This is a genomic window from Yaniella soli (assembly GCF_054782375.1).
The window spans coordinates 1-26,756 of the sequence record NZ_BAAGSP010000028.1 but is presented as its reverse complement, the minus strand read 5'-3'; the positions used below and the strand labels follow the sequence as shown (position 1 = coordinate 26,756).

Genomic DNA, 26,756 nt, shown 5'->3' with positions numbered 1-26,756 from the left:
GTGGACCGCACGCGCGGCATCTCGGTGACCGGTGTCATCATGGTGATCGTGGCGACCTTTTCGCTGCCACTGGGTGCGGCCGTAGCCACCGAACTGTTCTCCATCGGCGGGGCATGGGGCGTCGCAGCAGTTCGTCTCGCGCTGGCCTCGCTGATGCTCTTAGTGCTCGTGCGGCCCGCATTTTGGCGGTTCAGCGGTGCCGCCTGGCGCGACATTATCCTGTTCGGCATCAGTATCGCCGGGCTCAACGGGTTCTTTTATGCCGCCATCGACCGTATCCCGCTCGGGGTCACCGTGGCCATCGAATTCGTTGGACCGCTCGCGCTCGCGGTCATCCTGTCGACCAACCGCCGCGACCTCATCTGGATTGGTGCCGCGGGCATCGGGCTGGTTGTGCTCGGTGTCGAGTCCACGACGGGCGCTGCATCATTTGACATTATCGGTGTGCTCTTTGCAGCACTGGCGGGGGCCTCGTGGGCGTTTTATATTTTGTTCAGCTCTCGGGTCGGTCAACACCTCCCTGGACTCCAGGGACTACCGGTGGCTACATTGGTTGCCGCACTCGTGCTGCTGCCCATCGACTTTACGGGTCTCGTCGAACTGAGCCTCACCCCGGAAATCTACTGGATCGCGCTGGTGATGGCCTTGTTGTCCTCGGTCATTCCCACGTCGCTGGAGTTGGCGGCCCTTCGACGACTTCCACGCCATACCTTTTCCATCCTGCTCAGTCTGGAGCCGGTGTTTGCCGCACTCATCGGTTGGGTGGCCCTCGACCAGACTTTTGGTGCACTGCGCGCGCTGGCCATTGTGCTCATCATCGGTGCGACGGTCGGCATGACGGCGACCGCCGCCAGGCTCAGTACCGAAGTGGTCGAGCAGCACGAGGCGCGAAACCACGAGTAGATCACGAAATGGTCACATTCTGGTCAAGACTTAGCTGCGAAAAAAATGACGGTGCAGCGCGGGTAACCGGTCCGAACGGCATGCTGGTGCGTTATTAGGGAAAACAAGCTCGGATGGGTAAGTTCTCGCGTGTTCACTCGGCCTTTTACTCGTCTTGCATCCAGTCTATGCTGGCCCATATGCAGAAAACTCGCCCTAGTTTTGGAGTGCAAAAAACAGTGCTCATCGCGGCCACCGCCGGATGTCTCGCACTCAGTTTTGCGTCTCCACAACAGGCAGCGGCAACGGAAACGTCAAACGATCAGACTGTATGCCCTGCCCCGAGCGATGACGTCGAAACCGCTGACACCTCAACGGTCGAGACCGCATCGGAAGGCGAAACTGCGCCAGTTTTAGAAGAAGCTGAAGAAAACGCCTTGCGCGTGGCCACCTACGATGCAAATCTGACTCGTCCAAGTGCCGGAGAACTCTTCGAAGAGCTCTCGGCACCCGGGACCGAAGATGCCACCGAAGTCGCCAACGTGATCCAGACCGTGCGACCAGATGTGTTGGTACTGACCGGCATCGATATTCACGGCGGAGACGAACTTGTCGACGCGTTCAATACGAACTACCTGGCCGTTGGTCAAGGCGACAACGGCGGCATCAGTTACCCGTACAGCTACACAGCGCAATCAAATGCAGGCGTGGAATCCGGTGCAGATCTTGACCGTGACGGCACCATCGGCGGCCCCGGCGATGCACTCGGCTACGGAGATTTCCCCGGACAGTCCTCGATGATCATCTACTCCCGGTATCCCATCGACACCGAGGGCGTTCGTGATTTCACCTCACTGCCGTGGTCGAAGATGCCAGGCAATAACATTCCAGAAGACGTCACCGATCTAGAGCGCGACATTCTCCCGCTCGCCTCCGTGTCTCACTGGGACGTCCCCGTCGATGTCGAGGGCCAAACCGTCCACGTGCTCGCCTCATCCGCGGCTGATGCCTCCAACAGAGAAAAGGGCTCGGCACGGAACCAAGACCAGATCCGATTCTGGCAAGACTATCTCGACGAAGACACCGACTACATCACCGACCACCGCGGCGACCGCGGACCACTGGCAGACGGCGAACAATTCGTCATCGCGGGCTCCCTGAAAGCCGACCCCCAGGGTGACGGCCCAGCAAACCCCGATGCAATCAACAGTCTGTTGGAATCCGACGAGATTACCGACCCCCAACCAACACGCACTTTGGCTTCCAGCGCACTCGGAGGCGGGGCGCTCCCTGACGGACCAGGCGACCGGTACCACACGGCCCCCAGCCCCACTGGTGACAGCGACTCCTACCGGGCCGACTACGTTTTGGTCAGCTCAGATATGACTGTCACCGACTCTGGCGTCCTCGACACCGGCGGCGACGTCGCCAACGGCTTCTTCGGTATGCAACCCACCAACGGTGCCAACCACCTCGTGTGGGCCGATACCGTCATCAGTGACTAAACACGCTCGTGGAAATCGTCGTCACCATCATCGCAGCAGTACTCATGCTGCTCGCCATCATCGGCATCATCTTTCCCATCGTCCCCGGCTCACCCGTAGCCGTGGCCACCATGATCGGTTGGGCCTGGATACTCGGCTCATCAGCATCCTGGTCCACCGGCATCATCGCCGCAGCACTCTGTCTCGTCGGCATGAGCGCCTCACTCGTACTCACCGGGCGAACCATGCGGCGCGAACGCATCCCCACAGCGCCCATCCTGATCGCCACCGCAGCCGCCATCGTCGGCATCTTCGTCATCCCATTCCTCGGGCTGTTCATCGGCTTCGCGCTCGGCCTCTTCGGCGCAGAATACTACCGCCGACGCGACGCCACCGCCGCGATGAAATCCTCCATCCAAGCCATGAAATCCATGGGACTGGGCATGCTCATCGAAATCGGCTGCGTCATCATCTCCCTGGGCGTCTTCGGGCTCGGGACCCTCATCCACTTCGTCAGCTAAGTCTGCGATGGCCTATAACGTTATTCTTCTACTACTAGCCCGTTAAACAGCAGAGACGTCGTTGGCCGGTGGAATCCCAGCGGCCAACGACGTCATGGAATGAGGTTTTAGCTGCGTGCTATTTTTGTTTCGTTAGAAGGCGTTTGTTAACGAACTCGTCCATTCCCACCGGGCCGAGTTCACGACCGTACCCGGAGCGTTTTACCCCTCCAAAGGGCGCTTCAGCGGATTCTTCGGGCGAGCGGTTAATCCCAACCATCCCGGCGTCGAGATTTTCGGCTAGTTTCTCTGCTCGACCCGGTTCGGCTGCGAATACTGCTGAACCCAGACCATATTGAGTGTCATTCGCAAGCTGGAGGGCGTGCTCGTCAGAGCTGACTTTATATATTGATACGACGGGCCCGAAGAACTCTTCGTAGTATATATCTGAACCTTGGGGGATCCCTGTAACGACTGTGGGCTGGACGTAGTATCCGGGTCTGTTCGCGCGGGCTCCGCCCGTGTGAATAGTCGCACCAGCCCTCTCTGCGCGCTCGATTTGATCTATAATCAGGTCTGCAGCGCCTGCGGAGGACATCGGAGCATAAGTATTAGGGTCACCTGCTGATGGATCGCCAGGTTCCAAGTTCGATACCTGCTTGACCATTTCTGCCACGAAATCCTCATAGATGTCGTCCATCACGATCATGCGTTTGTTCGAGTTACAGGCTTGTCCAGTGTTTTCCATTCGCACTGCCAAGGCTTGTTCTACTGCTTGTGTAATGTCGGTCGTAGACAGAATTACGTAAGGATCCGACCCACCCAGTTCTAGGACAGCTTTTTTGAGATGACGGCCAGCCTGCTCCGCGATAGCAGAACCGGCACGTTCGGAACCAGTCAGTGAAATCCCTTGCACGGTCGGGTGCGCGATGATTTCGGAAACCTGCTCGTGCGTGGCAAAGATATTCTGGTAAACGCCTGACGGTATGCCTGCTTGATCCATGATCTTTTGTATGGCGAGGGCGGTCTCTGGGCAGGACTCAGCGTGCTTGAGGAGGATGGTATTTCCTAACACAAGATTTGGAGCCGCAAACCGTGCGACCTGATAGTAAGGGAAATTCCAAGGCATAATACCTAAGAGTGGCCCAACGGGGCGGCGTTGGATAATCGAAAAGCTACTTTCATCTTCAGAAGCTTGCTCGTCGGCGGCAAGACGCGGACCGTGAGTTGCATAATATCGGAAGATTTCTGCACAAAAGTTCGTTTCTTCTTGCGCTTCAGCTAATGGTTTCCCCATTTCCCTCGTCATGATTTGTGCAAGTTCGTCGACATGTTCTTCGAAAAGCTGCGCGATCCTATCGACCTTTGCTGCGCGGGCTGTGATATCGAGGTCTCTCCAAGAAGCGAATGCCTCTTGAGAAGCATTGATAATGGCACCTATCTGAGCTGTTTCAATAAATGGCTGTTCGCAGTTTATTTCGCCAGTGGCAGGGTTGATTCCGCGGTATACGGGTGACGTCGTCAAGAGATTCTCCATTCTATTTGGGGTGTCCGAATGAACCTTCACATCAACCAAGGTAGGTTTCGAAATATTGTTGTCAGCATTGCTGTGATTGAAAACGTGGCCTTGGAAAACGTGGATCTAGGCCTCTGCTTCGGAACCTAGAAGGTTCGAAGCAGAGGCTAAAAACGAGTTAGCCGACCCCTTCCATCATTTCGGTATGTGTGTTTCCGATCCGTTCGGTTACTTTCGGGTCTTTTTTGATTGCATATCTGTATCTGGCGAAGCCCGCTAACATAGTGATGACAAACAAATAGGGCAGAATGTTCACCGGAAAGTCGGGCACGGGCCAGATATTCGCGAAAAATACGTACGCCATCGCAAGGACCGCTGCCATGGCAAGTACAGGCAAGAGCGGATTTTTTATGTTGTGTTTCTTGATATACGCTACCCCGGCAATAGCCACGAGTGCGTATGAGAGCATATAGCCGTACGTAGCGTAGGTATCGACCCAGACGAGTGTATCCATGAGGTTGTTTCCGGTAACGATCATAATGATATCGAGGGTGATCATGAGACCACCGGCGAGCCATAGACCTCTATGGGGCGTTAAATGCTGGTCGTGCGTTCGACCGAATGCTTCAGGTAGAACTCCTTCTTTGCCCATCACATAGATAATGCGACCAACAACATTGAGTGGGGCTACGACGACTGCGAAGAAAGAGGCAGCTACCCCGAATAGTAGAACGGGGCCAAACCAGAAAGGCATGCCGATCTTCTCATGCATCGCTTCGAGTGGACTGGCGACGCTTCCTAATTCATCACCGAGCACAGCAATCTGTGTGTAAGCGGCAAAAACATAAAGAATACCCACTCCGAGCGCGCTCCACATGATGGCGCGAGGGATCGCCTTCTTCGGATTACGAGCTTCGCGGCCAAGAGCATCTGCAGACGAAAAGCCTACGAACCCGAGTATTGCGAGAACCATACCGGCAGCGACCCCTTGGAAAGGTGTCTCTTCCAGCGTGAACTGAGAAGGATCCCACCCAGCCGCACCTGCCCAGAACAGTGCCGAGATCAAAAGTACGAGGATAATCGCGATAGATACGAGCTCAAGCACAAAAGACACCCGAGCTGATGCGCGGATACCCTGAATGGTGAAAAAAGTGGCGAGCCCACCGATGGTTATAGTTAGGATCACGGCCCACGTAATTCCCTCAATTGAGCTCAACCCGAGGAGTCGCAGAACGTCCATGGTAAAGGAAACCGCTCCGTTCAGAGAGCCAGTTGCGATCCCCCAGGAACCGATCATGAGTGCCATTCCAGCGATGAATGCGGCGGTTGGGCCGAGGCCTTTAGACACATAAGTATAGAGGGAACCCGCAGATGGGAACCTTTTTGCGAAGAATGAGACTATATAACCTACACAAAGGATTACTGCTGTGGCGAGTACGAAAGCATAGATCGTTCCGGTGCCCGCACCCAGAAATATTTCTGCGGCGGTGAATGCAATAACTGCGCTGGGGGCGATGCTTGCGATTGCTTGAGCGGCCAGTTCGGGCCCGCTCATGACCCCTTCGCGCAAACCAGAATCATTTTTAGTATTCGATGAAGTTTTTTCGGTTGTTGTCACGTGAACGTCTCCTAGTTTTAAAAGAACCGTGTTTATGGAATGAGTAATGTGCGAAGCGCGCCGCCCGATTGCAGGTCGTCGAGTGCCTGCTGTGCTTCTGAGAGTGGTCTGCGACTAGAGATCAAAGGTTCGAGCTTGATCTGCCCGTCCATATAGCGGTCGACAATGGCGGGGATGTCTATGGAAGGACGAACTGAACCGTAATTTGACCCGAGTATTCGTTGGTCAGATTCTGCCAAGACGAGAGGTTCAAACGAAGCTTTCGCACCGGTCGGTGGAAGTCCTACAATGACGGACGCTCCACCGAGGGCCAGCATTTGAACTGACTGTTCAGTGGTTTCTGTTCTGCCTATAGCATCGAACGCGTAATCAACGCCGTCGGGGATCAGCGCGAAAAGCTGCTCAACACTGTCTCCTTCAGAGGCATTGATCCGATCGGTGGCGCCAAATTGTCCTGCGACATCGGTTTTTTCTGGAAGCAAATCAATTGCGACAATCCGCTCCGCGCCAGCAAGCTTCGCGCCTTGAATGATATTTAGCCCAACACCGCCGCAGCCAATGACAGCTACAGTCGAGCCGGGTTCGACGCCCGCGGTGTTCGTTACGGCTCCCACACCAGTAGCAACAGCACAACCAACGACAGCGAGTATATCGAGAGGCGCATCGTCCCGTACTTTAATTGCACCAGATGCAGGTACGATCGCTTCCTCTGCGAACGACGATACACCTAGATAGTGGTGCAACGTTTCGTCGCCGCGACTGAGCCGAGATGTGCCATCGAATAGCACACCTTTCGGAGCAACGAGTGTGGCAACTTTCTGGCAACGCGCCTCGTGTCCAGCCATACAGTATCGACATTCCCCACAAGGTGGGACCCAGCTGAGGACTACATGGTCCCCCACTGCTAACGACGTGACGCCGTCGCCGAGCTCCGTTACCACGCCGGCGCCCTCATGGCCCATGACGAGAGGAGCCGTGACGTCCCACTCTCCCCGCATCACGTGTAAATCTGAGTGACACACTCCTGCAGCGGCAATCTTGACGCGGACTTCGCCGGCCTTCGGCCCTTCGACCTCGACATTGCCAAATTGAGTAGGTGTATTTGGTTCTTGAAATACGACAGCTTTCAAAGTTTCCTCCTTCAAATGATGTCCAATGAGACTAAGCGGTAGTGTGCTTCGTGTCACTGCAAAAAATGTCGAAAAACGGGAAACGAAATAGACTATTTGTACAATCAGGGGCATGGCTATCACAATTGAATCGGTTCTTACGTATTTCCAAGGGCGCGCAATTACGAACGTGACGAACCTCAACCAACGAGTCGCCGAGATCGTTAGGATTGAGGATTTGAGAGTGCATGGATATTCGTCGCATGCCACATTAGTGAGCTGTTCCGAAGCTGATCTCATGGGTTTTGAAGAAAACTCAAGTCAATTTCTGTCACTACTCCGGGGTTGTGTCTTATTAGTTGAGCCGACTTCTTTTGATGCGGCGAGAACGCTTGATGAGGCGGGATTTACATACATTCTGGGCCCCGCAAAGATCGAGCATGACGTGACGGACATGTTGAGCATGGTGATAACCGCGAATTTTGCATATGAAGATCGACTCGTAACCTCTGCCATGCGCGGTTTGACTTTGGTCGCTCGTACCGGCGGGATCCAAGGGGTGCTGAGTGATCTTTCACGTTTTATTGATGGTTGGGCCGTTCTTCTCGACACACACGGACAAGTGATTGAGAGCGTCGGAGCAGCGCGTCTTCATATTGAGGATGCAATTTCAGTAGTGCTAAATAGGCCCGTCCGCATACGGTACCCCGACTTACAAGTTCATTTAGTCGGTACAGATTCGAGCGGAGAGCAGACCGCGCGTCTGGTGATTGCTGCGAGGTCGCAAAGCGCATACCGCACGCGATCGATTGCAGCACACGCAGCTGCTCTCCTTGCATTCATGATGGGAACGACAAAAGTTTCGGAGACAGAACGACTTGGGCGGAAGCTCATGTTAGATACTCTCCTCGATCAAAATAAGGAGGCTGAGAACTATCTTAAGCAATGGAAGATTAATGTAAAAAAATTGAGTGCATTTGTTGTGTCTTCGAAGACGCGGAACATTGATACTGAACGTCTGGTTTCCTTTTGGCTACGCCGTCTGGGTGCTAACCCGCTCTACTTCGGTCACGTCGGGGAAGCTTACGGCTTCGTCCAGGGGTCTGCGCTCTCAAAGTTAATAGCGCTTGCCGAAGATTTCCGGACTAATCGAGGGGAACGTGTAGTTCTTGGGGTCGGGGATGAATTGGAGGTCAGTATGCTGGGTCGTGCGTTGCACCAGGCTAGACAAGCTCATGATGTTGCGAAGAGGATGAAGAAGACAGCTGTCCACTTTTCAGATCTGCTTTCCATTAGGAAGGGGCTCGTGACATTGTCAGATGAACAGCGTGCGAATTTTGCCACTTTGCTTGATCCGCTCGTTTTGTCGGAGCCTAACTCACAAGAGATGATCAGGACTCTGAGGGTATATCTTGCCCATAATGGATCGTGGAAACCTGCTGCTAGCGAGCTTGAAATTCATAGACAAACTCTTATGAATCGGATCCAGCGGATCCAAACCACTCTAAATCTGAATGTTGACGATCCTGATGACCGGGCACTGCTTTGGTTCGGTTTGCGTGCAAAGGACATGCAATGATCTCTGCATTTAGTACGCTGATATGTATCTTAAAAAGCAGTGTCTCGCACCGAAAAATTTCTGTTGAGGTCTTGAGCGCCTGTGACGACACTCAGAGACAAAAATTGTCCGACGTATTTGTACGAAACGCGGCTACTGACGCAGGAAAAATTGCGACTGATACGGGGTAGCGCTCGGAATTGGCAGTGATGAATAGAATGCGGGAACCTTCGTTAGAGTAAAGGGCATGTACCCTGAAACCTTGGACACCGGCCACCGCGTCATTTGGTCCCACCCCGCACACGCGCGAAACACCGCCCTCGTACTGATCCTGCACGACGCAGACTCCACTGTTGACACCGCAGCCGAACACACCTTCGGCCACCTGCCCGAAAACACCACCGGGCTGGCCATCCAGGCCGGACACGAAGCCACCTTCGGTCACAGCTGGTTCAATAGTCGCCACTACGCCAATCCCAACTTTCCCGAAATCATCGCCGCAGCACACCGCGTCTTCGACGCCATCGACGATGACGAATATGGCACCACCGGCTACACCAGCATCCAAGTGCTCGGCATCGGCCAGGGAGCCGCACTGGCCACCACGATGCTGCGTGTGCGCCCCGAAGCCATCACCGGGGTAGTCGGCATCAACGGGTACATCATCGATAACCCCATGCTCGCCGCCCTGGACAGTCCCGAAGCAACCATGACCAACACACCGGTGTTATGGGTGGTCACCGGACAACCCGAGCCGTCGGCGGACTTCGCGCGCGACTGGTTGACAGGCCACACCCGGGTCACCGAGGCTGAAACCCCATCGGCCATCACGCCGTTTCTACTGCAGAATGGGAGCTGACCATGCCCAAGAACAACGACACATCCCACAAACCGTCCAAAGGTGCCCGCGGCGATAAGGCCGCCAAACGCGCTCAAAAAGTGCTCGGTAAAGCCGTGGATTCACAGGGCCGGCCCACCCCGGCATTCCAGCGCGGTGTGCTGGCAGCCATGCGGTGGCAGCGTCCACTGGTCATTTCGAATCTGCGGCGTCTGACCAAAAAATATCCGCATGATTCGCCCGATGAACTCGCCCAGCGGATCGGACGGTATTATGTTCGGTCACTGACCACCGCGGGTGCGGCCGCCGGTGGTGTGGGTGCGGTCCCCGGCATCGGCACCGCCGCCAGTTTGGGCGCGTCAGCTGGTGCGGCCGTAGGGTTTTTGGAACTCACCGCGCTCTACGCTCAGTCCATCGCCGAGCTGGCCGGGCTGCACACCAACAACGATAAGGAATCCCAGGCGCTGGTGATGACCATCATGCTGGGTGAGGACGGCCGCGAACTGCTCAAGCAGGCCTCTTCTGGTCAGCCGGGCACCCGCTATGGCACCCTGGGGCCTGCCGCCTGGATCGCCTCGGGCATTACCGGGCTGACCGAACGCGCTTTTAGCGCCTTGTCGCGTCGTTTCATGACCACGTTGGTGAAGGGCGAGGCCGTGCGCTGGATGGGTCGGATGGTCCCATTTGGTATCGGGGCAGGGATTGGTGGTCTCGCGAACCGCAATCTGGCCCGCCAAGTGGTCATCCAAACCCACGAGACGTTCGGCAATCTGCCGCAATGGCATCACCTGCCCGAGCTGTTTGCTGAGCTCAATGCGCCGCGGAAAGCCAAACAGCAACGTCAGCTCAAAGCCGCCGAGGAGAAGGCCGCGATCGAATCGTCCAGCGTTACAGAATGACGTCGTCGGCGTCGATGTCGTCACGCAGCCCGCGCCACACCGGATGACGGAGGCGGCCGGCTTCAGTGAGCCCGCCGAACTCGACTTCGCCCACGAGGTTCGGGGTCACCCAGTTGGCATCGCGTGCCTCGGCGGACGGAACCTCGACCGGCGGAGTCTTGCGGGCGCGTTGATCGAGCTGGTGTCGTAAGGATTGCAGCTGGTGGTCATCAAACCCGGTGCCCACCCGGCCCATGTAGACCAGTCCGTCGTCGCCGTGAGCCGCCAGCAGCAGCGACGCGAAGGTCTCGGCGCGTTCGCCATTGCCGGTGCGCCAGCCGACGATGAGCACATCGCGGGTCGAGGAGTGCTTGAGTTTCAACCAGGTTTTGGTGCGGCGCCCGGCCAAATACACGCTGTCGCGTCGCTTGGCCATGATCCCCTCGAGTTTGAGATCTCGACTCGAATCCATCGCCTCATCGAGGGTGCCCTCGAACGCGATCGGCACATACATGTGCTCGCCCTCGGTCACGATATCGATCAGCTGCTCGCGGCGTTGCTCATACTCGGTGCGCAACAACGACTCGTCATCGTGGTGCAGTACGTCGAACACCATCAGATACACCGGAGTTTTGGCACGCTCACGTTCGACGTCACGGGGCTTGGTGAGTTTCATCCGGCGCTGCAGCCGGCCAAAATCAGGACGATTCCCGTCGCCCAGCGCCACAATTTCGCCATCGAGCACACAATCGGTCTCGACGCAGTGTGCCAGCTCGGCGAGTTCAGGATAGGTGTCGGTCATGTCGTTGCCGTTGCGGCTGGTCAGGGTCACCGCGCCGGGGGAGTCGTCGGTTGCCGCACGGACGGTAGCGATCGCACGGACCCCGTCCCACTTCATCTCAAACGCCCAGTCATCTTCAGCGCGATGGACGGTCTCGATGTTGCCCAGAGTGGCCAGCATGGGCTCGAGCTCCACCGGTTCGGCTTTCGCCGGTGTGTTCTCGTCGGACGTACCGCTCGGCTCAGAAGCGTCGGTCTTCTCGGTCTTGGAAGTCTCGGATGACGAGTCAGCCGGCGAGTCCTTCATCAGGTGGATCATCCAGTTTTTGTCGGGATCATCATTCGGTCCGTGGTCTCCGGTATTGAACAGTGAAAACTTCCGCACGCCACCCAGCCCACCGTCGGGCTGACCGTGCAACGTCGCCACAACCTTCTTGCCGTCCTCCCATTCCTCGAGTTCATAGGTACCCGAATCCCAGATGGTCACCTCGCCGCCCCCGTATTCATCCTTGGGGATGGTGCCTTCAAAGGTCGCATACTCCATCGGATGATCCTCGGTTCGGATCGCCAGATGGTTGCGCTTGGGATCCGTCGGCGGACCCTTCGGCACCGCCCACGACGCCAGCACGCCCCGGTATTCGAGCCGAAAATCCCAATGCAACGCGGTCGCGTGATGTTCTTGAATCACAAACGTCAATTCGTCGCCGCTGGTGCCGTGACGTTCGGGGATCGGCTCGGAGGTTTTGTCTGGATCTCGCTTGGACCGATAGACCTCGAGTCGGTCGTGGGGCATCTCGGCGGATGAGGTCTCAGAGGCGCCCGCGCTGTGTGCCAGCGGTTCGAGCAGATCGCCGAGGTCCTCGACGCGCTCCAACACCTCTTCGAAGCGTAAGTGTTCAACACGTGCCGGGTCGTCGAGCTCATCCCAGGTGCGCGGTGTGGCCACGGTCGGGGTGAAGCGCCCGCGCAGCGAATATGGTGCGACCGTCGTCTTGGACGCCGAATTCTGCGACCAGTCGATAAACACCTTGTTCTTGCGCAATGACTTCTTCATGTTCGACACGATCAACTCTGGATGATCGGTTGCCAGACTGCGCGCGAGCTCGCGGGCGACGTCGGAGGCCTGCTGGGAGGTTGCCGTGCCATCTAGGGGTGCATACAGGTGGATGCCCTTGGATCCACTCGTCAGCGGGTAGACGTCGAGGCCCATGCCGTTGAGTAACTCGCGCACCATGTGGGCCACCTCCACACAGTCGGCGAGTTCGCGGCCCTCACCGGGGTCGAGGTCGAACACCATCCGATCCGGGTAGCGATCATCGGACGTAATCGTGCCGGGATCCTTAGAACCGGGTCGCACCCGCCACTGCGGAATATGCAATTCCAGTGACGCCAACTGGGCGAGATAGGTCAGGGTCGCGGCATCCTGGATCAGCGGGTAGCGCTTGCGCCCCGTCGAATGCTTGATCGACCGCGTGGCGATCCAGGAGGGCGCATGGTCGGGGAGATCTTTTTCGAAGAACACCTGGCCTGGCTCATCGGGCGTGCCAACCCCATCGACCCAGCGCTTGCGTGTCGCCAGGCGATCGGTCGCATGGGGGATGAAATAGGGTGCGATGCGGGCATAGTAGTCGAGCACTTCGCCCTTGGTCGTGCCGGTTTCGGGGTAGTAGACCTTGTCGAGATTCGTTAGCGTCAACCGGTGGCCGTCGACGGAGACTTTCTGTTCCTTGGAAGACATGGACACCTCCTGTGCCGTGCATGCTACCTGAGCCCGCGGGCCCACACGAGAGCTCTAGGACGTCAGGACCCTAGCCAAAGAGTAGGTACGGCAGCTTTAATGGCGCCATGAGAGCAATCTGGAAAGGGTCCATTGCCTTCGGGCTGGTAAACGTTCCCGTGAAGCTGTACTCGGCCACCGAAAACCACGATGTCGATATGCACCAGGTGCACGACAAAGACGGTGGCCGCATCCGCTATGAACGCCACTGCGAGGTGTGCGATGAGAGTGTTGAATATTCCGACATCGATAAAGCCTACGACGACGGCGAGCACCGGGTGATCCTGACCAAGGATGACTTCGAGGCCCTGCCCGCCGAAGATAACGACGATATTGATGTGTTGCAGTTCGTGCCCAACGACCAGATCGACCCGATCATGTTGGAGCGTGCATATTTTCTGGAACCCACGTCGAAAACCCCGAAAGCGTATTTGTTGTTGCGCAAAACCCTCGACAGCACGGATAAAACTGCGATCGTCAAGATCACCCTGCGCACCCGCACCAGGTTGGCGATCCTGCGCACCCGCGGCAAACTGTTGATGATTCAGACATTGCGTTGGGCCGATGAGATCCGTGAGGTGGATTTCAAGGGTGTGAATTCACGGGCGAAAATTTCAGACAAGGAACTCGAGATGTCCACCCAGCTCGTCGAATCCTATTCGGATGATTTCATGCCCGAAGAGTTCAGCGATGATTACCAAGAAGAACTCAAGAAACTCATCGATACGAAAATCGAACAAGGCGAAAGCATGGATCTGGAAGAGGCCTTCCCCGAGGACGAGGAAGAGGAGGACTCTGGCGGCGATGTCGTCGACTTAATGGAAGCACTCCGCCAGTCCGTCGATAACTCCCGGTCGTCGAAGAAATCTGGTGCCAAAAAGTCTGGTTCGAAAGTTTCAGATTCCAAGAAGTCTTCGAAGAAAAAGGCTAGCTGAGCGCAGCTGAGGTAATCGGCCTCGGGACACTCCGGTTGAGTGGATTGCTGACGCTGAACCGACGGTATGCCCTGAGGCTCATCTGGTAAATATATCTGTCAATGGCTCCCGTCTGCGTACACCGCGCACGGGAGCTGTTTGCGTGTATTTTCGTTTTGCGGATTCAACCTCTCAATCATTCTCGTCAGTCCAAGTCCCGTAGTGGCTTGTGGATAGTGGTTGAGTGTGTTGGTAGGTTATCCACAAAAGTAGCGACACACCATACACGCATCGATTGTATGTGATATATACCGACACCAAATCCATTACAGCAAGGAAAAATATATGTAGAACTATTGTCATGTGCCTCAATGCACGGTAGAATAGGGGCAATATCCCGACCAGTCCCTCCCGGTTTTTGGAAAGCCTTTGGTCTGTGTCTCCTGTGTTGAAAGGAGTGGTGTCTCGTGAGTCTTGAGCAGACTGTGCAGCGTTCCTCGGCACTGGTAGCAGACTTGGAAGGCTTGTGTCAGGATCTTGTCGAGATGGATCCTGCCGGGTCTGAGGCTGAGGCCATTGAGTTGTTGGCTGTGCTAGAACGCAGCAAATCGGCGCTGTCGGCAGTTCAGGCCAAACACACTGCGGTGTTGGAACAATACCGGTTGAATAAGCAAGCTGCCGCAGGTGTGCCCAAGGACCGGTGGGGTACAGGTCTGGCTTCAGGGGTTGGGTTGGCCCGGGGTGATTCCCCGGCCCGTGGCAAACGCCACCTAGACACCGCCCACGCATTGGTCGGGTGTTTACCCCACACCCTGCAGGCTCTAGAGGCCGGGGTGATTCATGAGGAGCACGCCCAGGTGGTCGCCACAGAAACCAAATGGCTCTCCACCAAGCACCGCCGGATGGTTGATGAGCGGATAGCCCACCGGCTAGACGGGGTGGGGCCCCGAACCTTAGGCAACATGGTGCGCGGTGAGGCCCAGAAACTCGACCAGGTCACCGCCCGGGATCGACAGGAGCGGTCTCGGTCGCAGCGTCGGGTATCAGTACGTCCCGCACCCGGTGGGATGGCTTATATTTCGGCGTTGGTGCCGATGCCCCAAGCCGTCGTCGTGCTGGCCTGTTTACACAAGGCAGCGACTAGTCGGGTTGCTGATGGTGACACTGTGGATCCTGCCAACCCGTCGGGTCCACGTCGGACTCGTGATCAGCTCATGGCCGACTTGCTCATCGAGCGTGCTACCGGCCAGACCACGGCACCGGCGGTGGCCGCTGAGGTGCAGTTGGTGATGACTGATGCCGCGTTGTTTGGTGAGGGGCAGGCCCCGGCATGGTTGACCGGCCACGGCCCGATTCCAGCGGAAACCGCAAGGGATTGGGTTGCTGACCCCAATGCAGAGATCTTCCTGCGCCGAGTATTCACCAGACCCGAAAACCACCAACTGGTGGGGATGGAGTCTCGTCGCCGCGCGTTCCCCGAAGGATTGAAGCGTATGGTCACCCTGCGAGACGGTGTGTGTCGCACACCCTATTGTGATGCGCCGATTCAGCAGATTGACCACATCACCCCCGTCAACAACGGTGGGCCCACCAGTTGGGATAATGCCAGCGGGCTCTGCGCGGCCTGTAACCAGACCAAAGAAGCCACCGGATGGCGCCACGAAGGCAACCCTGAGCAGCTGACCGTGATCACCCCAACCGGTCACCAATACACCACGACCACCCCACCCATCGGCGCGCAAGAACCCCCGGATACCGGTGACCCACCCGAAGAACACGGACCACCCGATGACCCCGACGACGGCCCGCCAGATATCGACCCCAACCCACGGTTCGACACCAACAACTACCGACACCACCACACCGAAATCACCATGCGCATCGCCGCCTAACCAGCTGCCATGCAGGCTGGGTGATTCGGTCTGGTCAATCAAGTCCAGGCGTTGGTCCCATGGTTCCAAGCGCCCGAAGAATCTACTACCCGGAACGTCTCCTGAGCGATCGCCATTTCCTCATCGGTCGGCACAACAGCCACGGCAATCGCGGAGTCTCTAGTTGAAATTATTCGGGGCTCATTCGAACGAACCGTATTGAGCTCGGCATCGTATTGCACGCCCAGTACTTCGAGGCGGTCCAGCACCCTAGCGCGAAACGGAGCAGAATTCTCGCCAATGCCAGCGGTAAACGCGATCGCCTGGGCACCACCAACCGCCACGTGATAAGAGCCAATGTATTTGGCCAAACGATAGGTGGCGGCATCCAACGCTAGCTTAGAAGACCGATCCCCAGCATCAGCAGCCTCGAGCACCTGACGCATATCAGCATGCCCCGTCATCCCAAGCAGCCCAGACTCGTGATTCAGCACCCAATCAACCTCTTCGGCGCTGTACCCATGCGTCGTAATCAACTGTGTGACAATCGACGGATCAATATCACCCGAACGCGTGCCCATCACCAGGCCAGCCAACGGTGTATAACCCATCGACGTATCCACCGACCGGCCACCCCGAATCGCCGTCGCCGAGGCACCATTGCCCAAATGCAAGACCATGCCGTTGAAGTCCTCGCGCGCCACACCGAGCAACGCGGCCGTCTTGCCCGTCACCAGATCATGGCTGGTCCCGTGAAAACCGTAGCGACGAATACCGTGATCGACATACCACCGATCCGGAATCGCATACTGCCACGCCTCGGGCGGCATCGTCTGGTGGAACGACGTATCAAAAATGACGACCTGCGGCATATCGGGCCACTTGTCCCGGATCGCACGCAGTCCCTCGGTGGCCGGTGGATTATGCAGTGGCGCCAACGGAGCCAACAGATCCACGGCGCGAATCACTTCAGGATCCACCAGGGCCGGGGCCTTGAACCGTTCGCCGCCATGCACCACGCGATGCCCGGCAGCATCGATCGTGCGACCATCCAGAATTTCGTCGAGTTCTTTGGCTACCTCGTCCAAGGCTTGCGTGTGATTTGGCACCCCAGAACCGCGCACACCGATGCGTTCGATGAGCCCGGAGGCCTGAATCGGATCGGCGGTGTCCGTGCCGTCGACGTTGAGCTCGCGCAGCTGATACTTCAACGACGACGAACCAGAGTTGATCACCAAAATGAGCATCGAGTACCTCTTCCGTCACCCAGCGTGGGTGTTAGTTGGACTGCGCCTGGATGGCGGTAATGGCCACCGTGTTGACGATGTCATCGACCGTCGTGCCACGCGAGAGGTCATTGACCGGTTTGTTCAGGCCCTGCAGCACCGGCCCAACCGCCACGGCACCTGCGGACTGCTGGACGGCTTTGTAGGTGTTGTTGCCCGTGTTGAGGTCAGGGAAGATGAACACGCTGGCGTTCCCCGCGACCTGTGATTGAGGCATCTTCGACGCGGCAACCGAGGCCGAGACGGCGGCATCGTACTGCAGCGGCCCGTCGACTTTGAGCTGCGGTGCCGCGGCTTGGACCAGTCCGGTGGCTTCGCGCACCTTGTCGACTTCAGCACCCGCACCGGAATCACCGGTCGAATAGGACAACATCGCAACCCGCGGTTCCACACCAAACTGGTTGGCAGTTTCAGCCGACGCCACCGCGATGTCGGCTAGCTGCTCGGCATCGGGATTGGTGTTGACGGCACAGTCGCCATAGACCAGCGCACGGTCGGGCAACAGCATGAAAAATACCGACGACACAATCTTGGTGCCCGGTTTGGTTTTCACGAACTCCAAGGCCGGCCGAATCGTGTGCGCGGTAGTGTGCGCAGCACCCGAAACCATGCCGTCGACATCGCCCTGCTGGACCATCATCGTGCCGAAGTAGGCGCCATCGAGCATCGCCTCGCGGGCAAAATCAATCTCAACACCGCGATGCGCGCGGGCCTCGGCGTAGGCCTGGGCATAGCGCTCCCGGTCGGGAGACTCCAACGGATTGATCAAGTCGATCCCCGCCAAATCCAGGCCGTGTTTGGCTGCGGTCTCGGAAATTGTGTCGACGTCACCGAGGATGGTCAGGTCACAGACCCCACGACGACGCAGAATCTCAGCGGCACGAAGGATGCGGGAGTCTTCGCCTTCGGGCAGCACAATGCGTTTGCGATCGGCCGAGGCACGGGCAGTGAGCTGATGCAAAAAGCGCACCGGCGTCATCGCCGACGGGCGGGCCAATTCGATGCGGCCCAGCAGTTCGTCTTCATCAACGTGCTGGTTCCAGACGCCCAGGACGGCGGCGGTCTTGCGCGGTTGCGCCGCCGACAGACTCGAGGGCACCCCGGCGACCCGGCCGGCCATCGTAAACGTATCGGCAAAAGAAACGAACACCGGGAACGGGGCATCGGCGTAGAGGCGCTGGATCATCGCATTCGGTTCGATGCCATTGGTCAAAATCATGCCGGCGGGCACCGGGAAATCGGCGGTTCGTGCCGCGGCCAGCGTGGCCAAAATAGCATCGGAGCGGTCGCCCGAGACGATCACCAGGGCGCCGTCGTTGAGCGCCTGCAGGAAGTTGCCGCCTTCCATCGAGACGGCTTTGACCTCGGAGACATCGCGGTCCAACTGCTCGGAACCGGCCACCAAATCCAAGTTCAACGTGGTCGCGACCTCACCGACGGTCGGGTAGCGCAGCTCTTCGAGTTCGGGGATGATGTAGACCTTGCGCTGATGGGTGCCCGGTTTGATGGTGACCGCCATCTCATCGATGAGCGCTGGATCGGCGCGGTTGACCACGATGCTCAGCAACTCGGAACCGGCATCGCGCAGATTGGAGCGCGTGAGTTCGACGGCGTCCGAGGCTTCAGCGGCAGTCAGCCCCTGAGCCGAGACGACCGCCAACACGGGGGCATTGAAATGCAGTGCGAGATCGGTATCCATCTCAAGACCGAACCCGGAATCGCCATTCAACAGGTCGGTGCCTTCGATCAGCACGGCATCAACACTGGCAGCAACGTGTTCATAGGCCACCACGAGCTCGGCGTACAGGTCATCCTGGCGGCCCGACGTCACCATCGACCGGGCATACGCATCGGTCACACCACCAGCGGCCGCATCGACACTCATCCCGTAGTTTTCGCGCATCAACTGCACCATCGGGTCGGCCTCGACGTCATCGCCGGGCACAATCGGACGGAAGTACCCGACCTTGCCCGTGCGCCGGTTGAGCGCATCGACCAACCCCATCGACACCAGAGTTTTGCCGGCTCGGACCGTGGTTGTGGTGATGTAAATGCCTTGGGCCAACGTGGTTTCCCTCCATGCCAATCGATGAATGCGCCGCCCCTCACTATAGTCGTGCAGCTGCGAACATGTTTACGATGGGAAACTCGTCGATACGAGGACACAATTCTATGGCTCGCAGCTCATCAGGTTATCACGATTTCGTAACTTCAAGCAGTAAATAATGTGAAGTATTCGTACTTGATGTGAGAAAGCCTGCTCGATCAGTTATGTGAGAAAGCGGTGTTATTTACAGGATTTAACAACCGGGTGAAGGTATACTTGAGCAGAGACTACTAGGAGTTAATATGTCTACACCAGCATTAAGGGCACAGTGGGTGGAAGAAGCCGACCATAGTGTTTATCTAGAGGGATTAACGGCTAGCTCTGAATACAAAGCGAATGCAGATCAATATATCGCGGGGGAAATCTCAGCTGATGAGCTCGTAAAGATTACTCGTTCAAGATATGGTCTCGAATAACGTCGCTCACGACCCATATTTGATGAGCCCCGATTATCCTGTTCTCAGGAATTTGGTCGGGGCTAACACGTATGAAGAGCTCAGCAAAGCGGAAGCTGATCTCTTTCACGCCCGAGTCGTGCAACTGAACGATCACAGCCTCGTAGCGCCTACACGTGATGCGCAGGAACTTCGAGGACTGCACCGACATCTATTTCAAGATGTATACGATTGGGCCGGAGAATTTCGCGTCATAGATATGCGCTTAGGGGATGGAGATCATTTCGCGCCATATATCAGTATTCCGCTTGGGATAAGCAATCTCATGAATGATCTTGCTGAACAAGATTTTCTCAAGGGACTACAACGAGACGCCTTCGTGGATCGACTTGCAAAATTCTATGATCTACTGAACTACATTCATCCTTTTCGTGAGGGAAATGGGCGCACGCAAAGAACTTTTTGGGCTCGCGTCGCTTTTTCTGCGGGCTGGGTCCTGAATTGGGCGCCTATTCATGGTGAAGAGCTCAATGAAGCCAGTCAAGCCGCCAGGGAAAATGAAGATTTTAGACCAATACGCCAGGCGCTAGACAAATGTTTGTCGCCAGTCTCTGGGTAACCAGGTACCAGCTACGTCGCCTCGGGTGCAGATTTTGGATGGGTGAAGTGCGGACCTTAGCATTTGCCAATACTCGTGACGACGCCTATTCATGTTTACGATGGGAAGCATGATCTTAGCTTTCTCTATCTCAGTCTCCGGCGTCGGCGAACTCGGTGCCGACGCTGCCGCCAATTCCACCGAGGATGCCGCAACAGGTTCGGTGGCGCGTGCCGTTGCCGCCGCGGTTAAAGTCGTACGCGAATCCGGCCTCCCGCACCGCCTGTCGTCCATGTTCACCGAAATCGAGGGTGACTGGGACGAGGTCATGGCGGTGCTTAAGTCCTGTGTTGAGGCCGTCAGCCCATATGGTGCACGCATTTCGATCACGATGAAGGCCGACATTCGGGACGCGAAAACCGATCAGCTCGACGGCAAAATTACCCGGGTCAACGACCTGTTGGATGACGACGCATGATCTGGCCGTTTCAGCGCGCCCAAACCACCGAAACTGGTGCGGAGTTTTATATTCGTGACGCCGCAATGGCCGATGCGAAGGCCGTCGTGGAATTCAAGCATCGCATCTGGCGCGACATGTACGCCGGTCTCAAGGATGCCGACTTCTTCGATAAGGCTGAAGCCACGATCGATGAGCAGGTGACGTTTTGGCAATCCCGCATCAAGCGCGGCGACACCATCTGGCTGGCCGAGGACCTGCGCGGCAGGCTCGTCGGCGTCATTCACGCGACACCAAAACTCAGCGACCAGACCCAAGAATTGGCCGAGCTCTACGGGCTGGCTGACCTCCAAGAGATCCGCTTCTTTTACCTCTCCGACGCCGCAGAGGCGACCGGCATCGGCCAGAAACTGCTCAACGTAGCGGTGTCCGACCAGGCGGCGATCACGTGGCTCTCCGGGGACGCCCCGGCGGTCGAAGCACACTTACAACACGCCGGATTCGAATCCCTCGGTGAACCGGTGAATCCACCAGATGAACCCTGGCGCGGCGTGCCAAGACAGGCGATGGTACGACGATGAGTAAACAACGGCGCAACCAAAAACAATCGGCACTCAACATCGAGCCGGGCATCTACGAGATCGATTCGGGCACCGCCGAGATCCAACCCGACCCATTTACACCGGGAGCCTATCTGCTGCTGGTCAACGGGGTGCAGTCCTCGCAACTCATCCCGGATGAACCTCAGCGGCTGGGGTTTGAATACATGCGCTGGATCGCGATTGCCCTGGGTTTTCGGTACCCGCGTGAGGCCCGATTGCGGTTCATGCACCTGGGCGGTGGGGGAGCGACCCTTGCCCGCTGGGGTGCCGACCGATACCCCAATTCCCGCCACACCACCGTTGAATACGATGCCAAGCTCACCGAACTGGCGCGCGAAAACTTCGGTCTACCTCGGTCGCCAATCGTCAAAATGCGGGTCGGTGAGGCAGGCCAAGTGCTGTCCGAGACGCGGCCCGACAGCTGGGACGTCATCATTCGTGACGTCTTCGTCAACATTGCACAGGGCAACCACATCACGCCCGGGCACTTGACCGGTATCGAAGCCGCCGAAACCGCAGCCCAAGCCGTCGGTCACCACGGCGCCTACGTGATCAACTACGGTGGTCCACCGAATCTACAACCGGCACGAGCCGAAGCGGCCGCACTGGCCCACGCCTTCGAACACGTCACAGTGATTTCGGATGCGACCATGTTCAAGGGACGACGCCGCGGCAACATCGTCATGATCGGCACCCAAACCGAACTGGCCGCAGAACAGCTCGGCGGCATGGGCGGCTTCGAGGCCGCACTGCGTTCGGAACCACTGCCTGTCCAGGCAAAATACAATGCGGCGACCACAAACTTCATCGCCGGAACCGCTCCATCCACCACGCCATTATTGCTGACCGATCCGGTCTAGAGACACCGCCACGCAGCCCACTTGCGCGGTAGACTGGATTCAGGACCTTCGCAACCGATCCACGGATGTGAACCGACCGCCAGGAGGGATCTGCCATGACCGCGCAATTTCACGACCCAGTCAATAAGGTGAACGCAGACGAACAGCTGCCAGAAAACACCCCGCACAAAAAACACGGCGTTGTCGTTGGTGTGGACGGTTCGAAACGCTCGCTCGCCGCAGCCGTCTGGGCGCTTCGAGAAGCGGCACGCATCAACGAGCCGCTGACCCTGGTCTCGGCCTATACGCTGCCGATCTTCCCGTCCGTGGCCGTGGATGCCGCAACAGGTGGCCACGAAGACTCCGCGCTGGCACAATCCTGCCGCCAAATTCTAGAAGCAACCACAGCCGAACTCGGCGAAACCGATGTCGAAATTCGCACCGCGGTGGAAATGGGCGATCCCGCCAGCGTGCTGGTCGACTATTCCTATGACGCCGAACTGCTCGTGGCAGGCCCCCGTGGTCGGGGTGGATTCCTCGGACTCCTCGTCGGCTCGGTCTCACGCGGCTTACCAGCCCGTGCCCAGTGCCCGGTCGTGCTCGTACCCCGCGGTGCTGAAGCCTCCCGCGCAGGCACCAATGCACCGGTCGTGGTCGCCTCGGATGGCTCCGAACAGGGCCGGGTGGCCATGCTGCGTGCCGCTGAAGAAGCCCTACGCCGTGTCCCGACCTGCCGTCTGCGCGTCATTACCGCCATGGCGCCGGTCTCCTCGGCCGTCGAATGGCTACCGTCGACCGTCGACGAGCGGGCGATGTTTGATGAACTGCGCGACAAGATCAACGCTGGTGTTGCATGGCTCCAAGACCACTTCCCGAAATTGGAAATCGAATCCGAGGTCATCGACGGTGTGCCCGTGGACGCGGTGGTCGCCGAATCCGAATCCGCGCGGCTCACGGTCGTCGGCACACGCGGCCTGGGCGGTTTCACCGGCGCACTGCTTGGTTCAACGTCTCAGGGTATTGCCTCACACGCTCGCGGCCCCGTGATGATCGTGCCATACGCCGATGATCCACGGCTTGAGGATCGTGCTGAATACGGTCCGATGATCGATCAGGAGCCCACCGAATAACACCACGGGCGCGTCGCTGCACAGCGTCACCGGACAAAAAATTTGGGGTGGAAGACCACTTGGTCTTCCACCCCAAATTTATGCCGTATTTAGTTTTGGCCTCCAAGGGTCCGGAGAACTTCCCCGGACTCCGAACCCCCGGAGGAATCTGTGATCAGTACCGGCCGCCAACACTCATCATGTTGTATGGCGAGTAGTGCAAGCTCGTGATCGAAATACCGGTCGACGGGTTTCGAGCGTGCGCGATCTGGCCGTTCCCAATGTAAATCGCCACGTGATAGACACCCGAACCGGAACCGTTATTCGACCAGAACACAAGGTCACCGGCCTGCAGGTTGTCCAGCGACACGTACTGCTTCGCAGCACCGAACTGTGCGCTCGACTGGCGTGGCAAGGACTTGCCGGACTGGGCGAATGCTGCCACGGTGAAGCCCGAGCAGTCATAGCCTTTCGGGCCGTTGCCGCCCCATACATAGGAGGTGCCGGCTTCGTTGGTCTTGTTGACCGCCCAGTTGACCGCAGCAGACATGTTGCCACCCGATGACGGGGGAGGCGTGGTCTGCGTTGGGGTAGGTGTAGGCGTTGGAGTCGGGGTTGCCGTACGAGTCGGAGTCGGTGTTGGCGTAGCTGTCTGCGTTGGCGTAGCACTCGGTGTCGACGACGGGGTCGAGGACTGCGTTGGCGTCGAGCTAGGGGTTGACGACGGCGTAGAAGTCGAAGTCTCGGTCGGCGTTGGAGACGGTGTAGCCGTCTCGGATGGCGACGCGGACTCTGTTTCTTCCTCGGTGGCTGTCTCTGACGGTGTTGGAGTTACCGGAGCTTCAGATACCGATGACGTATCGGTTGGAGATGTTTGATTCGAGGCGGTGGAGACACCGGCGTTCTCTTCGAAGCGCTCGCTACGAACCTCATCATCGAGGTCTTCAACAGTTTCTTCGGAGTTGGTCTCTTCGAGTGCTGCGGCGACAGCCATGCGCTGCTGCTGAGCTTCTTGCTCTTCGCGCTCGCGCTGGGCTTCTTCCTCGACCAGGCGTTGCTGCTCGGCTTCAGCTTCAGCTTCCGCTTGCTCGGCGGCGTCCTTGGCAGCTTGTGCGCGGTCATCTTCGTTGTCCGCAACAGCGTTCTGCGCATCGTCTTGGTATTGGCTATTGCCTGCTTGACCAGTGAGCCCCTCGGCGACCTGCTGACCATTCTGCTCGGCACGCAGTGCGTCTTCATCGCCCAACATGAATTCTTCAGTACTCAAGCCACCGTTGCGATACATGTCCGCAGCGGCTTCCCCGGCATTTTCCTGAGCTTCTTCATTATCGGCGGAGGCGAGCTCTGCTTGCTGTGAGGCGGTCTCAGCGTCACGACGAGCATCTGCAGCCGCGATGTTGAGCTCACGGGCCTTCTCATTCGTCGAAAGAGTCTGACCTTCAGCATCGGCTAACCGCTGGTTGCTCTTATCCAAAATCTCTTTGAGATCTTCACGCAACTTTGCTTGGGCATCCGGATTATCTTTGGCTGCGGCAACAGTCTCTTCGTCTGGAAGATCAGGTACTTCAGTTAACGACGGTGCAGATGCATCGTTGGATCCAGCGAAAAAAGTGTCGGATTCAGAGAAAATCTGTGGCATCGCGGTGGCAGACATTGCTGCGACCGTCACGAGGGCGACGCCAGCTGCTGCCCCTTTCACACTTCGTGATTTCACGATTCTTCCTCATTCTGTGGCTAGTCCAGTTCTATGGCTCATGGTGAACCATTTCGACCACAAACAGAGACTTTATCTGCACTATTGTCACAACTGCAACACTTGCAACGGGAAGGCACATAAACCACATGAGTGTAACTATTGCGACACGCCTGCAATCATCACGATCCGCGCAATATTGGGGATTAATAAAATTGTTACACAGACTCGAGGTTGGTGCTTGACTTAAAGGAAACAACGCCTGAAATCGAGGTGTTTCAGGCGCTGGCTGTGACTACTTCGTGATAAAGAAACGCTAATGCGGTGTCAGATCGTGACCGTTCGTGACGACGTCGCGAGTCGGCTGGTGTTTCGTCGTGATCATCTCGCCGTCATGGCTCGCGAGCTCCATGACCATGTTTTCGGCTAGTCCAAGGTAGCGGTGCAATCCCCTCGAGGCTTCGATGCGCTCTCCCGTTAAAATGCGGTTGATGATGGCCAGGTTCTGCTGGGCAAATGCGTCATGGATAGTCGGACGAATTTTGAGGGCATGGAATGCCAAGTGGAGTTGGGTCAGCAGGCGATCAATCGTTTGGGTCATGCTTTCTGAGCCAGCCAGCGCCACCGTCGCCATGTGGAATCTACGGTCTGCGACTGCGAGTGCCTCAACGTTTTCCTGCGCTGCGCCTCGTCTGGTCTGATCTGCAATGTGCTCGAAAATATCGGTAAGGTCTCCGGTGAGTTGGCCCCAGAGGATGGCCGAGGGTTCCAGGAAGCGTCGTGTCTGATAGATCTCACGGACATCATGAAGCCCCGGATCGATGACGAATACCCCGCGATTCGGGACTTTATAGACTAAGTTTTCGCCGGCCAGAACGGTGAAAGCCTCCCGTAGCGTATTTCGCGACACTTCGAACTCTGCTGCGATCGTTTCTTCTGAAAGTTTTGTGCCAGGCCGGAGGTTTCCTTTGCAGATCAACTCGCGCAAGGAGGACGCAATTCTGGTGGGCGTATGCGCGTGAGCGTGTCCATCATCGCTGTCATATGCAGAAAGCTCTGGCATCACAGGCTTATCCATCTGATCTCCCGGTAAATGTATGGGATTAACAGTGCCAAATCTCACAATATCACTGGAAAACTGTTTCTGTCTGTATCTGATGTATCGGTCGATATTCCTCGGCTTTCTGTCTACGTCTCGTGGTCTGACTGGTAGATTTGGTGGTTCTCATCCTCTGCCGGTCCAAGGAAATGACGCCAATGGCGTGCAGTATCTAGAAGTGAGGTGGCGAAATCCGCGGAGAAAGCCAGTGCTGCAATTTGCATTTGATGATGCGATAGGTCTATGATGATCTAGGTCGATCGCACCGATGAGCTGAAAAGCTTCGCGATAGTCCGGCCCCCATCGTCTAGTGGCCTAGGACACCGCCCTTTCACGGCGGCGGCACGGGTTCGAATCCCGTTGGGGGTACAAGTCATGTGAATGGCTTTTGGGAGCACTTTGGTGTTTTCATTGGCCCTGTAGCGCAGTTGGTTAGCGCGCCGCCCTGTCACGGCGGAGGTCGCGGGTTCAAGTCCCGTCAGGGTCGCGGATGTGAGAGCCTGTCCATGTGGACGGGCTTTTTGTCCAGTAACTCAAGATATGGTCCTGTAGCTCAGTCGGTAGAGCGTTCGACTGAAAATCGAAAGGTCACCGGATCGACGCCGGTCGGGACCACGGAACCCTCGCGTAGCTTCTACATCGCGGGGGTTCTTCTCTTTAACTCCTCCCTCCGGGGCTGACGGGTTGTCATAGTCGGCATGCAAGGGGTGGGATAGATCGTAGATGTTAGTCCTCATATGAAGAAACGAGGGTTAATGGACAAAACGTGTGCTTTTTTACGGCGTGTCAGCGTGTTCGTCCGCCCCATCCTTGTTGGATTCCGTTGCCGTCTTGGGTGCTGAATGC

The 26,756-nt window shown here is 57.3% G+C and carries 22 protein-coding genes and 3 tRNA genes; 17 read left to right on the top strand and 8 right to left on the bottom strand.

The annotated features are described in order from the left end of the window. The 3 genes from ACYVJT_RS12660 (at window position 1) to ACYVJT_RS12650 (ending at window position 2,887) form a co-directional block, all read left to right on the top strand. Window positions 1-903: an EamA family transporter gene (locus ACYVJT_RS12660; protein ID WP_343956747.1), complete on the top strand. Its 903-nt coding sequence runs from the start codon at window positions 1-3 to the stop codon at window positions 901-903. A 179-nt stretch (window positions 904-1,082) separates the two neighbouring features. Continuing rightward, a complete protein-coding gene (locus ACYVJT_RS12655) occupies window positions 1,083-2,387 on the top strand; it encodes an endonuclease/exonuclease/phosphatase family protein (protein WP_343956749.1) in 1,305 nt (434 codons plus the stop codon). An 8-nt stretch (window positions 2,388-2,395) separates the two neighbouring features. Next, a complete protein-coding gene (locus ACYVJT_RS12650) occupies window positions 2,396-2,887 on the top strand; it encodes a DUF456 domain-containing protein (protein ID WP_343956750.1) in 492 nt (163 codons plus the stop codon). A 118-nt stretch (window positions 2,888-3,005) separates the two neighbouring features. Here the strand turns inward: ACYVJT_RS12650 and ACYVJT_RS12645 are convergent, their stop codons facing one another. The 3 genes from ACYVJT_RS12645 to ACYVJT_RS12635 form a co-directional block, all read right to left on the bottom strand. After that, window positions 3,006-4,391, bottom strand: a complete 1,386-nt coding sequence (locus ACYVJT_RS12645) for an NAD-dependent succinate-semialdehyde dehydrogenase (protein ID WP_343956751.1) — start codon at window positions 4,389-4,391, stop codon at window positions 3,006-3,008. 169 nt (window positions 4,392-4,560) lie between these two features. Then, window positions 4,561-6,000 (bottom strand): APC family permease, encoded by a 1,440-nt coding sequence (locus ACYVJT_RS12640; RefSeq protein WP_343956752.1) that lies wholly within the window; start codon window positions 5,998-6,000, stop codon window positions 4,561-4,563. 32 nt (window positions 6,001-6,032) lie between these two features. Next, entirely contained in the window at window positions 6,033-7,130 is a 1,098-nt protein-coding gene (locus ACYVJT_RS12635; protein ID WP_343956753.1) for an alcohol dehydrogenase catalytic domain-containing protein, read from the bottom strand. 112 nt (window positions 7,131-7,242) lie between these two features. Here ACYVJT_RS12635 and ACYVJT_RS12630 point away from each other — a divergent pair, with 112 nt between their 5' ends. From ACYVJT_RS12630 to ACYVJT_RS12620, 3 genes are all read left to right on the top strand, one after another. After that, window positions 7,243-8,688 (top strand): PucR family transcriptional regulator, encoded by a 1,446-nt coding sequence (locus tag ACYVJT_RS12630; protein ID WP_343956754.1) that lies wholly within the window; start codon window positions 7,243-7,245, stop codon window positions 8,686-8,688. Between the two features lie 226 nt (window positions 8,689-8,914). Beyond that, complete coding sequence (locus tag ACYVJT_RS12625) at window positions 8,915-9,526, top strand: alpha/beta hydrolase (RefSeq protein ID WP_343956755.1); 612 nt, start codon at window positions 8,915-8,917, stop codon at window positions 9,524-9,526. Window positions 9,527-9,528: 2 nt separating this feature from the next. Beyond that, window positions 9,529-10,404: a hypothetical protein gene (locus tag ACYVJT_RS12620; RefSeq protein ID WP_343956756.1), complete on the top strand. Its 876-nt coding sequence runs from the start codon at window positions 9,529-9,531 to the stop codon at window positions 10,402-10,404. Here the strand turns inward: ACYVJT_RS12620 and ACYVJT_RS12615 are convergent. Continuing rightward, the gene (locus ACYVJT_RS12615) at window positions 10,394-12,901 is read right to left on the bottom strand and encodes an ATP-dependent DNA ligase (protein WP_343956757.1); all 2,508 of its coding nucleotides are present in this window, start codon (window positions 12,899-12,901) and stop codon (window positions 10,394-10,396) included. The genes ACYVJT_RS12620 and ACYVJT_RS12615 overlap by 11 nt on opposite strands. A 107-nt stretch (window positions 12,902-13,008) precedes the next feature. Between ACYVJT_RS12615 and ku the strand changes: the two genes are divergently transcribed. Together ku and ACYVJT_RS12605 are read left to right on the top strand one after the other, a co-directional pair. Beyond that, window positions 13,009-13,875, top strand: coding sequence for a non-homologous end joining protein Ku (gene ku, locus ACYVJT_RS12610; RefSeq protein ID WP_343956758.1), 867 nt, complete (start codon window positions 13,009-13,011; stop codon window positions 13,873-13,875). Window positions 13,876-14,321: 446 nt separating this feature from the next. Further along, entirely contained in the window at window positions 14,322-15,746 is a 1,425-nt protein-coding gene (locus ACYVJT_RS12605) for an HNH endonuclease (protein WP_343956759.1), read from the top strand. A gap of 38 nt (window positions 15,747-15,784) precedes the next feature. Here the strand turns inward: ACYVJT_RS12605 and ACYVJT_RS12600 are convergent, their stop codons facing one another. Together ACYVJT_RS12600 and pta are read right to left on the bottom strand one after the other, a co-directional pair. Continuing rightward, window positions 15,785-16,972 (bottom strand): acetate/propionate family kinase, encoded by a 1,188-nt coding sequence (locus ACYVJT_RS12600; protein ID WP_343956760.1) that lies wholly within the window; start codon window positions 16,970-16,972, stop codon window positions 15,785-15,787. 31 nt (window positions 16,973-17,003) lie between these two features. Further along, complete coding sequence (pta, locus tag ACYVJT_RS12595; protein WP_343956761.1) at window positions 17,004-19,076, bottom strand: phosphate acetyltransferase; 2,073 nt, start codon at window positions 19,074-19,076, stop codon at window positions 17,004-17,006. 284 nt (window positions 19,077-19,360) lie between these two features. Between pta and ACYVJT_RS12590 the strand changes: the two genes are divergently transcribed. The 6 genes from ACYVJT_RS12590 to ACYVJT_RS12565 all read left to right on the top strand — a co-directional run bounded on the left by ACYVJT_RS12590 (window position 19,361) and on the right by ACYVJT_RS12565 (window position 23,139). After that, window positions 19,361-19,534: an antitoxin VbhA family protein gene (locus tag ACYVJT_RS12590; protein ID WP_343956762.1), complete on the top strand. Its 174-nt coding sequence runs from the start codon at window positions 19,361-19,363 to the stop codon at window positions 19,532-19,534. A 22-nt stretch (window positions 19,535-19,556) separates the two neighbouring features. Beyond that, the gene (locus tag ACYVJT_RS12585) at window positions 19,557-20,132 is read left to right on the top strand and encodes a Fic/DOC family protein (protein WP_343956763.1); all 576 of its coding nucleotides are present in this window, start codon (window positions 19,557-19,559) and stop codon (window positions 20,130-20,132) included. Between the two features lie 109 nt (window positions 20,133-20,241). After that, window positions 20,242-20,589, top strand: a complete 348-nt coding sequence (locus tag ACYVJT_RS12580; RefSeq protein ID WP_343956764.1) for a thiamine-binding protein — start codon at window positions 20,242-20,244, stop codon at window positions 20,587-20,589. Further along, window positions 20,586-21,149 (top strand): GNAT family N-acetyltransferase, encoded by a 564-nt coding sequence (locus ACYVJT_RS12575; protein ID WP_343956765.1) that lies wholly within the window; start codon window positions 20,586-20,588, stop codon window positions 21,147-21,149. The genes ACYVJT_RS12580 and ACYVJT_RS12575 overlap by 4 nt, the downstream gene beginning before the upstream one ends. Further along, window positions 21,146-22,030, top strand: coding sequence for a spermidine synthase (locus ACYVJT_RS12570; protein WP_343956766.1), 885 nt, complete (start codon window positions 21,146-21,148; stop codon window positions 22,028-22,030). Before ACYVJT_RS12575 ends, ACYVJT_RS12570 begins: the two co-directional genes overlap by 4 nt. Before the next feature lie 95 nt (window positions 22,031-22,125). Then, entirely contained in the window at window positions 22,126-23,139 is a 1,014-nt protein-coding gene (locus tag ACYVJT_RS12565; protein WP_343956767.1) for a universal stress protein, read from the top strand. A 154-nt stretch (window positions 23,140-23,293) separates the two neighbouring features. On the opposite strand, the gene ACYVJT_RS12560 is transcribed toward ACYVJT_RS12565, so the two are convergent. Both ACYVJT_RS12560 and ACYVJT_RS12555 read right to left on the bottom strand, forming a co-directional pair. Beyond that, the gene (locus tag ACYVJT_RS12560) at window positions 23,294-24,832 is read right to left on the bottom strand and encodes a C40 family peptidase (protein WP_343956768.1); all 1,539 of its coding nucleotides are present in this window, start codon (window positions 24,830-24,832) and stop codon (window positions 23,294-23,296) included. Window positions 24,833-25,127: 295 nt separating this feature from the next. Beyond that, on the bottom strand, window positions 25,128-25,889 hold the full coding sequence (locus ACYVJT_RS12555; protein ID WP_343956769.1) for a GntR family transcriptional regulator: 762 nt from the start codon (window positions 25,887-25,889) through the stop codon (window positions 25,128-25,130). Window positions 25,890-26,206: 317 nt separating this feature from the next. Here ACYVJT_RS12555 and ACYVJT_RS12550 point away from each other — a divergent pair. The 3 genes from ACYVJT_RS12550 to ACYVJT_RS12540 all read left to right on the top strand — a co-directional run bounded on the left by ACYVJT_RS12550 (window position 26,207) and on the right by ACYVJT_RS12540 (window position 26,525). After that, a tRNA-Glu gene (locus ACYVJT_RS12550) sits at window positions 26,207-26,279 on the top strand. Window positions 26,280-26,323: 44 nt separating this feature from the next. Next, a tRNA-Asp gene (locus tag ACYVJT_RS12545) sits at window positions 26,324-26,397 on the top strand. A gap of 55 nt (window positions 26,398-26,452) precedes the next feature. Next, window positions 26,453-26,525, top strand: a tRNA-Phe gene (locus ACYVJT_RS12540). Window positions 26,526-26,756 lie beyond the last annotated feature (231 nt).